Source organism: Aeromicrobium sp. (genome assembly GCF_049586495.1).
Classification (GTDB): Bacteria; Actinomycetota; Actinomycetes; order Propionibacteriales; family Nocardioidaceae; genus Aeromicrobium.
Genome location: NZ_JBAVCB010000192.1, coordinates 1 through 10,683, shown reverse-complemented (window position 1 = coordinate 10,683; position 10,683 = coordinate 1). Strand labels below are relative to the sequence as shown.

The following is a 10,683-nucleotide window of genomic DNA, read 5'->3' as shown; positions in this document are numbered from 1 at the left end:
GTAGTGATCCGCCGGGCCAGGGCAGCAGCAGCTCCTGGCCGAAACCGGCGGCACGAAGGCCGCGGTTGGTGCCGTGCCCACGGACCCAGTCGCCGAGGCCGAGGCGCTGCAGCTCGAAGATGGCGCGCGGGGTGAGCCCGTCGCCACAGGTCTTGTCGCGCGGGAAGGTGGCCGCGTCGGCCATCACCGTGTCGTGCCCAAGGCGGGCCGACCACGCCGCGGCGGCCGCCCCCGCCGGCCCAGCACCGACCACGAGGACATCGGTGTGCGCAGGCAGGGCGGTCATGGGTCCAATTGTTCCAGAGGCATGCTCGTGCGGCTGGTGAGGGATTGCCCGTGGGACGATGGGGACATGAGTTCTCAGGCAACCTCACCAAAACCTGTCATTCGCTTCGCCAGCCGCGGGTCGTCGTACTACGACGTGATTCTTGCGCTGTTCTGCGTCGTGCTGATCGTTTCCAACATCGCCGCCACCAAGGGCATCGAGTTCGGGATCGGCTCGTTCTCGATCGGCTCACTGCAGATCCTGCCCATCGTCACCGACGGTGGCGCTTTCTTGTTCCCGCTGGCGTACATCCTCGGCGACGTGATCTCTGAGGTCTACGGATTCAAGGCGGCACGACGGGCCGTCTTCACGGGATTCGCCATGGCGCTGCTGGCGGCCGGCACCTTCTGGATCGTCGAGCGTGCCCCGGGCGCCTCGTTCTACGAGAATCAGGCGGCCTTCGAGGCGGTGGCCGGGCCCGTGGGACAGATCGTGCTGGCCAGCGTTCTCGGCTACGTGGTCGGCCAGCTGGTCAACAGCTACGTGCTGGTGGCGATGAAGCGACGCAGCGCCGAGCGCTCCCTCGTGGCCCGTCTTGCCACGTCCACAGGCGCTGGCGAGCTGGTCGACACCTTCTTGTTCTGTGCCATCGCCGCGTCAGCCATCGGCATCACCACGATGGGCACCTTCTGGAACTACTTCCTGGTTGGCGTGATCTACAAGGTCCTCGTGGAGTTCGCCGCGCTGCCGATCACGGTGAGCGTCATCGCCTGGCTCAAGCGCCGCGAACCCACCTACTGACCCGGGTGTGGTTGGCCAGCACGCTAGACGCGATATCGGGCCAGGAAGTCGGCCTTGAAGTCGGTGAAGGTGCCGTCCTCGATGGCGATCCGCATGCGATCGACCAGGCGGACGATGAATCGTTCGTTGTGGATCGTGCACAACGTCGCGGCGTTGTACTCCTTGGCCTTGAACAGGTGGTGCAGGTAGGCCCGCGTGTAGTGCGCGCAGGTGTAGCAGTCGCACTCCGTGTCGATCGGACCGAAGTTGCGCCGCGATGCCGCGACGTTCAGGTTCTCGCGGCCGTCGGGTGTGTAGACCCGTGATGACCGGGCCACCCGCGACGGTCCAACGCAGTCGAAGGTGTCGCAACCGACCTCGACGGCGGCGAACAGATCTTCAGGCTCACCGATGCCGAGCAGGTGGCGTGGGCGGTCGTCAGGCAGCTCTTCGGTGACCCACCGCACGATGGTGGCCAGGTTCTCCTTCTCGATCGCCCCGCCAATGCCATAGCCGGCGAAGTCGAGCTTGGCCAGGCCTCGGGAGGCTTGGCGCCGCAGATCTTCGTACTGGGCGCCCTGCACCACGCCGAACAGCGCTTGCTGGGGCCGGTCGGTGCGCTCGGCGCTCAACCGTTGGTGCTCGATGACGCATCGCTCGGCCCACGCCTGGGTGCGGGCCAACGACGATTCCTGGTACTGGCGGGTGTTCATCAATGTCGTCAGCTCGTCGAACGCGAAGATGATGTCGGCGCCCAGCTGGTGCTGGATCTGCATCGACACCTCCGGGGTGAATCGGTGTGTCGACCCGTCGAGGTGGGACTTGAAGGTCACGCCATCGTCGTCGACCAGCGCCAGCCGATCCTTGCCCTCGGCGATCACGTCGTCGGACTCGACGCCCTTGGAGGCCATGGACAGTGTCTTCTTGAACCCCGCGCCCAGCGACATGACTTGAAACCCGCCGGAGTCGGTGAACGTCGGCCCTGGCCAGTTCATGAACGTGCCCAGCCCTCCCGCGCTCTCGACGATGTCGGCGCCGGGCTGCAGGTACAGGTGATACGCGTTGGCGAGCACGGCCTGGGCACCGAGGTCGGCCATCTGCTCAGGCAGCACAGCCCGCACTGCGGCGCGGGTTCCCACCGGGATGAAGGCAGGGGTGCGGATGTCGCCGTGCGGGGTGGTGATCACTCCGGTGCGACCTCCGGTGGGCAGCTCGCTGTCTGGGGTGAACACCCCTCTATCCAACACCCAGGTCGTCCGGGCTGACCCACCCGGCAATCCAGAGGCCCGCCAGCAGGGCCGCGACGGTCAGCCCGATGAACAGGGCGTTCCAGATGGCAGCTGGCAGGTGGGTGAGTCGGCCCAGCACGTCGGCGTCCGAGGTTCGGGTGCGGGCGCGCCGTCGGTGTCCCCACAGGTCCAACGTCGTGCGTGGTCCTGCGATCAGCAGGAACCAGGCGACCGCTGAGGCGGCGAAGACTTGCACCTGCTCGTCGGCGCGGTACGTCACGGCGGCGACGGCTGCACCACTCAGCGCGACGACCAGCAGCCCCCACCAGTTGCGAATGAACAGCAGCATCCCGGCCAGGACGATGGCGGCGATCCACAACGCCCATCCCGTGCGGTCGGCGTAGACGAGGGCCAGGCTGCCGAGCCCCAACGCTGATGGGGCGAGGTATCCGGCCAGTGCTGTGGCAATCATGCCGAGCCCGGTGGGTCGCCCGCTCGAAATGGTGAGACCTGATGTGTCCGCATGCAGGGTGATCGCGTTCAGGCGGCGGCCGGTCACCAGCGCCACGATCGCGTGTCCTGCCTCGTGCACCAGCGTGACGACGTGGCGGGTGTAGCGCCACACGAACGGCAGCACCACGAGCGCGAGCGCCGTCATGGCTGCGGCTCCCGGGGTGTCCAGAGTCACCGAAGGCTCATCCCGTGGGGATGGTTGGCTCGTCGGTGGCGGGCGTCGGCTCCGTCGGTGTCGGCGAGGGCTCTTCGTCGGTGGGTGTCGGTGCGGCGGTCGGCTCGATCGACGTGGGTTCGGTGGCAGTGGGAACGGGTGGCGGCTCGTCGTTGCCGGTGGCGCCCCCGAACGGGTTGCCGATGCGTGCGTTGTCGGGGCGCCCGCCGTAAGCCTGTCCGGAGACGAGCTCATAGGCGCCCATCGCGACGACAGCGAGGGCGAGGACCGCGACAGCGGTGAGCAGGATCGTCTTCCAGTGCAGGCGTGGGGGTTGGGTGACCACCGCGGCGTCACGGATGTTGGGGTTCGCGTCGGCCACCTCGTCAACGATCTCGGTGTCGCTGCTCCCGTCGACCTGCTGCTGAATGACGGTGCCGCGTTCGGTGCGCACGACCAGGACGCGTCCCTTGTCCAGGGTGCGCCCGTAGAGGGCGCTGGAGATCGGAATGACCAGGCTGCCGATCGCCGCGCCGATGATCGTGCCGCCCACACCGAGCGTGGAAGCGATCCAGGCTGACGTCATGGCGGCGAGAGCGCCCACGACGATCTGCAGCCACGACAGGTCGCCGAGGAGACGTTGACGGTCGGGCATGCCGTCCAGACTAGGGGTCTGACGGTTGCTCGTCGGTGGCATCGGCACGGCAACCACAAAGTGTCCGACTCGGTTGCCACACTCGGGGCATGGAACTGGTTCTGGTGTTGCTCATCGGTCTACTCGTCGGCGCTGCCCTCGGGTGGCTCGGGCATGCCATGCGTCCGGTCGAGGCGCCAGCACCGGTCGAGGACCCCGCCATCGTCCAGGCCGCCCATGACCGCGTCGTTGCCGAGATCCGGGCCGAGGAGGCCCGCGCCCGAGCCCGCGTCGAGGTAGACCTCGCTGCCGCGAATGCTTCGATCGTGGGCCTGCGCGAGCAGCTGGCGTCCACCCAGCACCAGTTCGGCGAGATCGTCGCCCAGCACCGCCGCGACGCCAAGGAGCGCGAGGTCGCCAATCAGGCCGAGAGCAAGGTGTTGCGCAAGCTCGCTCCGGTGGAATCGCAGCTGACCACCCTGCAGCAGAAGATCATTGATCTGGAGAAGCAGCGCAGCCAGCAGCACGGCGCGCTGGCCGAGCAGATCCGTGCAACGCGAGACAGCGCAGAGCAGTCGCGGTCGGCGGCCCAGACGCTCTCGGCGGCGCTGCGCAACAACGCCGTTCGCGGCGCCTACGGCGAGACCCAGCTCAAGACGCTGGTCGAGTCCGCCGGTCTGCTCAACCGGATCGACTTCAACACGCAGGAGTCGATCACCGCCGATTCCGGCGCCCGTCGCCCGGACATGGTCATCAAGCTGCCTGGTCGCAAGCAGGTCGCGATCGACGCCAAGGTGCCCTACAACGCCTTCATCGACTCACACAGCGAGGAGCTGAGCGACACCGAGCGCGCGACGCTGCGGACCCAGCACGCCAAGGCCGTCAAGGCGCACGTCGACGCACTCTCGGGCAAGCAGTACTGGACCGGGTTGGAGTCCAGCCCCGAGTTCACCATCGCCTTCATCCCGAGCGAGGCCATTCTCAATGCAGCGGTCGAGGCAGATCCCAGTCTGCTCGAGCACGCTTTCGGCAAGGGCATCGTCCTGGCCACTCCGGCCAACCTCTGGGCGCTGCTCAAGACGGTGGCTCTCACGTGGAAGCAGGAGGATCTCGCTGACAACGCCCAAGAGCTGGTCGACCTCGGCCGTGATCTCTACAAGCGACTCGGCACGCTGGCCGAGCACGTGTCCAAGCTGGGGCGCTCGATCGAGCGCACCGTCACGGACTACAACAAGTTCACGGGGTCGCTGGAGACCCGCGTCCTGGCCACGGCGCGCAAGCTTGATGCCGTCGACGAGGCGAAACAGCTGGGTCACGTCGCGCCGGTGGACATCACTCCGCGTCCGCTCACGACGGCCGAGATGACCGCCGTGGAGGACGCTGCGTTCCAGGATCTGCAGCGTCCTGAGCTGGACGCCGCGATCATCGACACCGACATGTTGTTCACCAAGGACGACCAGGCGGGCTGAGGCCGGTCTGCACAATTCGGCGGAACGCTGGACGGGGGGCCGGTTTCGCGGTTCGATGATCTCCACTCACCGAGGGAGATCGCATGGCCGTGGACGAAGCACCCGAGAGCACCCTCAAGCCGGGCGCCATCCGTTTCATCGACGCTTTGTCCATCGGCATCAACTCCACCTCGCCGGCGTACTCACTGGCGGCGGTCATTGGCGCCATGGCTGCGGCCGCCGGAGTGTTCGCTCCCGGACTGCTGCTCGCGTCGTTCGTCCCGATGCTGCTGATCGCCTCGGCGTTCTACTACCTCAACCGGGTCGATCAGGACTGCGGCACCACCTTCAGCTGGGTCACGCGGGCCATGGGTCCTTGGGCGGGCTGGCTGGGCGGCTGGGCCATCTCCATGACCGGTGTGCTGGTCGTGGGATCACTCGCCGACACCGGCGTCGCCTTCGCCTTGCGCGGGTTCGGCCTGGACAGCTGGGCCGACAACACGCTGCTGCGTCAGGCACTGACGGTGATCCTCATCCTCGTGATGACTGCGCTGTGCGTGGCGGGAACCGAAGGGTCGGCCAAGCTGCAGAACGTCCTGATCCTGTTGCAGGTGGTGTTCCTGCTGATCTTCGCCACGGTCGCGCTGTACCGGGTCTACGCCGACACCAGCAGCCTGGACTCGATCCGGCCCTCGTTGTCGTGGCTCAACGCCTTCGGCGCGGGCGGCTCCGCCCTCACCGCGGGCCTGCTGCTTGGCGTGTTCGCCTACTGGGGATGGGAGTCCGCGGTCAATCTGACCGAGGAGACCGAGAACTCTGCCTCGTCGTCGGGTCTCGCGGCCATCTGGTCGACCGTCATCCTGCTGGTGACCTACCTGTCGTGCAGCATCGCGGTGGTGGCTTACGCCGGCACGCAGTTCCTGGCCGACAATGCCGAGGAGGAGGAGTACATCTTCCCGTTGCTGGCCAACGAGGTGCTCGGCAACTGGGACTGGATCGTGTACTTCGCCGTGTCCACCGCGGCCGTCGCGTCCACACAGACCACCATCATCCCGGCGTCGCGCACGGCGTTGTCCATGGCGCGTCGGCAGGCTTTGCCGCACAAGTTCGGGCACATCCACCCGCGCTTTCGGACCCCGGACGTCAGCACGTGGTGGGTCGCTGGCATCGCCATCGCCTGGTACCTGGTGATCAACCAGATCAGCGAGAACGCGGCATTTGACTCACTGACGGCGCTTGGCCTGCTGATTGCGTTCTACTACGCGCTGACCGGTGTGGCGTGCGCCGTCTACTACCGCCACCATCTGCTGGACAGCGCCAAGAAGTTCTTCTTGATTGGTGTCGGACCGCTGATCGGGTCGAGCCTGCTGGTGTGGCTGCTGTTCGAGGCGATTCGTGATCAGGCCGATCCGGAGAACTCCTACAGCCAGGTGTCGTGGTTCGGTCTCGGACCGCCGCTGGTGATCGGCATCGTGATCGCGGTGACCGGAGTCGTGGCCATGTTCGTGTGGCGTGTCATCAACCCGTCCTACTGGGACGAGCGTCCCAGCGTCGTGGATCCCGATCTCGTCAACAGCGAGGATTTCTGATGTCGATCGTGCTCGGATATGACGAGTCGCCCGGAGCGGTGCGCGCTCTGACGGCGGCGCTGGAGGTCGCCACGGCGTACGGCGAGCCGTTGGTGCTCGTCTACGGCACCGCGCCCCCCGGTTCGCTGGGGGAGGAGTACACCGCGCAGCGGGACGCCATCGCCGCCGTCGGCGAAGCCGCGCTGCAGCACGCCGTGGAGGTGGCCCACGAAGCCGGCGTTCCCACCACGATCGAGCTGATCGATCAGAAGCCGGCCCAGGCTCTGCTGGCCGCCGCCGACAAGCACGACGCCCGAGTCATCGTGGTCGGCACGTGGGGAGAGAGTCCCCTGCGCGGCGCCATGCTCGGGTCGACGCCGCACAAGTTGCTGCACCTGTCGTCGCGCCCCGTGCTCTGCGTCCCGGCCGCCGTCTGATCTAGCCAGCAGGACGCGTCAGTCCAGAGCGGTCTCGAGGTCGGCGATCAGATCGGCGCCGTCCTCGATGCCCACCGAGAGGCGCACGAGGTCGTCGGGCACCTCCAGCTGCGACCCGGCGGTCGAGGCGTGCGTCATCGCGCCGGGGTGTTCAATCAGTGACTCGATGCCGCCGAGGCTCTCAGCCAGCGTGAACAGCTCGGTGCGTGCGCAGAAGTCCAGCGCCGCCTGTTGTCCGCCGGCGACGCGCAGCGAGATCATGCCGCCGAAGCGGCGCATCTGACGGGTCGCGACCTCGTGGCCGGGGTGACCGGGCAGCCCGGGATACAGCACCTGCACGACCTTGGGGTGCGCCGTGAGCATGTCGACGATCGCCTCGGCGTTCGTGCAGTGCTGCTCCATCCGCACAGCGAGCGTCTTGGCGCCGCGCATCGTCAGATAGGCATCGAACGGTCCAGGCACGCCGCCGGCCCCGTTCTGCAAGAAGGCGAACGCTGCGTCCAGCTCGGCGTCGTTCGTGACGAGGGCGCCGCCCACGACGTCGGAGTGTCCGCCGATGTACTTGGTGGTCGAGTGCAGCACCACGTCAGCACCGAGGTCGAGCGGCTGCTGCAGATATGGAGACGCGAACGTGTTGTCGACCACGAACGTGGCGCCCGCCGCATGAGCGATCTCGGCGATTCCGGCGATGTCGCCGACGTTGAGCAAAGGATTGGTGGGGGTTTCGATCCACACAGCCTTCGTCTGCGGGGTGATTGCCGCCCGCACGGCGTCGAGATCGTTCACCGCCGCGATGCTGTAGGTGATGCCCCACTGGGTGAACACCTTGTCGATCAGCCGGAAGGTGCCGCCATACGCGTCGTCGGGGATGACCAGGTGGTCCCCGGGCTTGAGGAGTGCACGCAGTGCGCAGTCGGTGGCTGCCATGCCGGAGCTGAAACCGCGCCCGAACGCACCGCCCTCGAGCGCAGCGAGCTGACCTTCCAGTGCGCGCCGGGTCGGGTTGCCGGTGCGGGCGTACTCAAAGCCGTCGCGCATGCCGCCGACGCCATCTTGGGCGAAGGTCGAGCTGGCGTAGATGGGGATGTTGACGGCGCCGTTCTCGGCATTGGGCTCGTAGCCGGCGTGGATGGCGCGGGTCGCGAAGCCCTGCGCCGCGTGCGCATCAGTGCGGCTCTTGTCGTTGCTCATACGTGAACTCCCAGGAGGTCGTGGCGGGTCAGCACACCCAGCGGCTTGCCGTCCTCGATGACCATGACGGCGTCGCTGTCGCTGAGCGCCTTGAGTGCGGCGTCGAGGCTCTCGCCCGAACCGAGCAGGGGCAGCGGCGGCTCCATGTGCTGGCCGACGGCGTCGGTCAGCTGCGCGCGACCCTCGAAGACTGCGCTGATCAGGGCGCGCTCGTTGACACTGCCTGCGACCTCGCCGATCACGATGGGCGGCTCCGCACCGACGACTGGCATCTGCGAGACGTTGTACTCGCGCAGGATCTCGATGGCATCGCGGATCGTCTCGGACGGGTGCGTGTGCACCAGTGCGGGCATCTCGCCGGACTTGGTGCGCAGCAGCTGACCGACGTCCATCTGCGTCCGAATGGCGTCGAGCGGCGCGCGCAGGAACCCGTAGGACGACATCCAGTCGTCGTTGAAGATCTTGGACAGGTAGCCGCGGCCGCCGTCAGGCAGCAGCACGACGACGACCGCGTCCGGTCCTTCACGTTCGGCGACCTGAATCGCGGCGACGGCGGCCATGCCGCAGGACCCCCCCACCAGCAGGCCTTCTTCGCGGGCGAGGCGGCGGGTCATGTCGAAGGAGTCGGCGTCGCTGACGGCGATGATCTCGTCTGGAATGGCTGGGTCGTAGGCCGTGGGCCAAAAGTCCTCGCCCACCCCCTCGACCAGGTAGGGCCGACCGGTGCCGCCGGAGTAGACCGACCCCTCGGGATCGACGCCGATGACCTTGACGTCAGGGTTCTGTTCCTTCAGGTAGCGCCCGACACCGGTGATGGTGCCGCCGGTGCCGACGCCCGCCACGAAGTGTGTGACCGTGCCGTCGGTGTCGGCCCAGATTTCTGGGCCCGTGGTCTCGTAGTGGCTCAACGGCCCCATCTGGTTGGAGTACTGGTCTGGCTTCCAGGCGCCTTCGGTCTCGCGGACCAGGCGGTCCGAGACGTTGTAGTAGCTGTCCGGGTGCTCAGGCGGGATGGCGGTGGGACACACCACGACCTCGGCGCCGTAGGCGCGCATGGTGTTGCGCTTGTCCTCGCTGACCTTGTCGGGGCACACGAAGATGCAGCTGTAGCCGCGCTGCTGGGCGACGAGCGCCAGGCCGACGCCGGTGTTGCCGGACGTGGGCTCGACGATGGTGCCTCCGGGCTTGAGTGCGCCGGACTCCTCGGCCGCGTCGATCATCCTGACCGCGATGCGGTCCTTCGCGCTGCCACCAGGGTTCAGATACTCGATCTTGGCGGCGACGAGGCCCGAACCCTCGGGCACCACGGAGTTCAATCGGACCAGCGGCGTGCCGCCAATCAGGTCAACGACATGCTCAGCAATACGCATGCCGCCATTCTTGCACCCGGTCGATGAGTGCTCAGGGGGCGGTGAGGACGGGCGCAGCCTCGTTGACGGCGAGTTCGGTCGTGGGCCCGGACGCGGTGAGCGTCTGCCCGAGCGCTGCCCACGCGCCTCCGTCGACCCGATACCGGACGCGGTACGTGACGTTGACGCGGGGACGGACGATGTCGGCCGGTTCCCGGTATCGGTGCGTGACGTCGAGGTGGGGGTACGGGCGGCCGGGTTGAGTGGTGGCGCGACGGGTCCCGTCGCCGTGCACCCACGTGTATCGCACCGGCGTGGCTCGCAGATCGACGTCGAACCCCAGCAGATCGATGCTGCGGGCGAAGTTCTCGGGGTCGGTGTAGAAGTTCGTGTCCGCGTTGACCAGCGTCGAATCGCCCGGCTCGACAATCAACTCCAGACTCGGCAGCCCGATCTCGCGGGCAGCCTGCAAAATCTCGCCCTGGGATAGGTCTGCCGATTTGCGAGGCTCCGCCAGCGCTGGTTCGCACTCCCATAGCCCCTCGGGCCCTTGATTGCACGTGTATCTCGAGTAGGGCCAGCGCTGTTGAGGAGCTCGGCTAGCTGACCGACCAATCTCGCCCGGCTTGGACTTCGAGGCCTCGATGTGAATCTTTGGCGACCAGGGGTCAGGAGAAAGGTCGACGTCGGCGACGGCATAAGCGTCGAGGAGGGACGCCCATGCGGCGACCGTGAGCAGTCCACTCCGAAGCATCATGGGGTGATCCGTTGTATGTCGCGGACTGAATAGGGGAGCGTTTCTGTGATGGCGAACCGAAGGTCGTAGACCTGAGAGAGCTCGCCCTCCGATACTTCAACAGTCGCGCGGGCGCCGACAGCATCCGGCGTGATGCTTGAAGGACGCCAAACTTTCTTAGTTGGCCGTTCCGTAGCTTCTTGCGATGCCAGGGCGCCAGATAGTTTGGTGCAGGGCTCGCAACCCCGCGATGTTGCCTTCAACTGCTTCACGTTGCCTGTAACTGCACCAAAATTGACCAGCGCGATCCAGTAGTTGACGAACGCGGCGGCGCCTTCGGGGGAGTCCTCGGACGCCTGGGCGGGCATGGTGGGCGGGG

At 67.0% G+C, this 10,683-nt stretch carries 12 protein-coding genes; 4 read left to right on the top strand and 8 right to left on the bottom strand.

Annotated features, from left to right (window positions below; translation table 11 throughout):
* Positions 1-286: NAD(P)/FAD-dependent oxidoreductase (locus WB508_RS10145; RefSeq protein ID WP_423844764.1), on the bottom strand; the 286-nt coding region annotated here is incomplete at its 3' end.
* Between the two features lie 66 nt (positions 287-352).
* Here WB508_RS10145 and WB508_RS10140 point away from each other — a divergent pair.
* Positions 353-1,066 carry a queuosine precursor transporter gene (locus WB508_RS10140; RefSeq protein ID WP_423844763.1) on the top strand — a complete coding sequence of 238 codons (714 nt, stop codon included), beginning with the start codon at positions 353-355 and terminating at the stop codon, positions 1,064-1,066.
* Between the two features lie 23 nt (positions 1,067-1,089).
* Here the strand turns inward: WB508_RS10140 and tgt are convergent, their stop codons facing one another.
* From tgt to WB508_RS10125, 3 genes are read right to left on the bottom strand one after another with little or no spacing between them, the layout of a single operon-like run.
* Positions 1,090-2,277 (bottom strand): tRNA guanosine(34) transglycosylase Tgt, encoded by a 1,188-nt coding sequence (gene tgt, locus WB508_RS10135; RefSeq protein WP_423844762.1) that lies wholly within the window; start codon positions 2,275-2,277, stop codon positions 1,090-1,092.
* Positions 2,278-2,281: 4 nt separating this feature from the next.
* Entirely contained in the window at positions 2,282-2,962 is a 681-nt protein-coding gene (locus WB508_RS10130) for a M50 family metallopeptidase (protein WP_423844761.1), read from the bottom strand.
* A 7-nt stretch (positions 2,963-2,969) separates the two neighbouring features.
* On the bottom strand, positions 2,970-3,596 hold the full coding sequence (locus WB508_RS10125; protein WP_423844760.1) for a hypothetical protein: 627 nt from the start codon (positions 3,594-3,596) through the stop codon (positions 2,970-2,972).
* Positions 3,597-3,685: 89 nt separating this feature from the next.
* Here WB508_RS10125 and WB508_RS10120 point away from each other — a divergent pair, with 89 nt between their 5' ends.
* From WB508_RS10120 to WB508_RS10110, 3 genes are all read left to right on the top strand, one after another.
* Positions 3,686-5,044 carry a DNA recombination protein RmuC gene (locus WB508_RS10120; RefSeq protein WP_423844759.1) on the top strand — a complete coding sequence of 453 codons (1,359 nt, stop codon included), beginning with the start codon at positions 3,686-3,688 and terminating at the stop codon, positions 5,042-5,044.
* Positions 5,045-5,127: 83 nt separating this feature from the next.
* Entirely contained in the window at positions 5,128-6,612 is a 1,485-nt protein-coding gene (locus tag WB508_RS10115; RefSeq protein ID WP_423844758.1) for an APC family permease, read from the top strand.
* Positions 6,612-7,028 carry a universal stress protein gene (locus WB508_RS10110; protein ID WP_423844757.1) on the top strand — a complete coding sequence of 139 codons (417 nt, stop codon included), beginning with the start codon at positions 6,612-6,614 and terminating at the stop codon, positions 7,026-7,028. The genes WB508_RS10115 and WB508_RS10110 overlap by 1 nt, the downstream gene beginning before the upstream one ends.
* An 18-nt stretch (positions 7,029-7,046) precedes the next feature.
* On the opposite strand, the gene WB508_RS10105 is transcribed toward WB508_RS10110, so the two are convergent.
* The 4 genes from WB508_RS10105 to WB508_RS10090 form a co-directional block, all read right to left on the bottom strand.
* Complete coding sequence (locus WB508_RS10105) at positions 7,047-8,219, bottom strand: cystathionine gamma-synthase (RefSeq protein ID WP_423844756.1); 1,173 nt, start codon at positions 8,217-8,219, stop codon at positions 7,047-7,049.
* Positions 8,216-9,589: a cystathionine beta-synthase gene (locus WB508_RS10100; protein ID WP_423844755.1), complete on the bottom strand. Its 1,374-nt coding sequence runs from the start codon at positions 9,587-9,589 to the stop codon at positions 8,216-8,218. Before WB508_RS10100 ends, WB508_RS10105 begins: the two co-directional genes overlap by 4 nt.
* A 31-nt stretch (positions 9,590-9,620) precedes the next feature.
* Positions 9,621-10,040 carry a hypothetical protein gene (locus WB508_RS10095; protein ID WP_423844754.1) on the bottom strand — a complete coding sequence of 140 codons (420 nt, stop codon included), beginning with the start codon at positions 10,038-10,040 and terminating at the stop codon, positions 9,621-9,623.
* 281 nt (positions 10,041-10,321) lie between these two features.
* Positions 10,322-10,683 (bottom strand): DUF6318 family protein (locus WB508_RS10090; RefSeq protein ID WP_423844753.1); only part of this gene is annotated, 362 nt, incomplete at its 5' end.

Coding starts and splice junctions, on each gene's coding strand:
- WB508_RS10140 (WP_423844763.1), top strand. CDS start 353: ATGAGTTCTCAGGCAACCTCACCAAAACCTGTCATTCGCTTCGCCAGC.
- WB508_RS10125 (WP_423844760.1), bottom strand. CDS start 3,596: ATGCCCGACCGTCAACGTCTCCTCGGCGACCTGTCGTGGCTGCAGATC.
- WB508_RS10120 (WP_423844759.1), top strand. CDS start 3,686: ATGGAACTGGTTCTGGTGTTGCTCATCGGTCTACTCGTCGGCGCTGCC.
- WB508_RS10115 (WP_423844758.1), top strand. CDS start 5,128: ATGGCCGTGGACGAAGCACCCGAGAGCACCCTCAAGCCGGGCGCCATC.
- WB508_RS10110 (WP_423844757.1), top strand. CDS start 6,612: ATGTCGATCGTGCTCGGATATGACGAGTCGCCCGGAGCGGTGCGCGCT.
- WB508_RS10105 (WP_423844756.1), bottom strand. CDS start 8,219: ATGAGCAACGACAAGAGCCGCACTGATGCGCACGCGGCGCAGGGCTTC.
- WB508_RS10100 (WP_423844755.1), bottom strand. CDS start 9,589: ATGCGTATTGCTGAGCATGTCGTTGACCTGATTGGCGGCACGCCGCTG.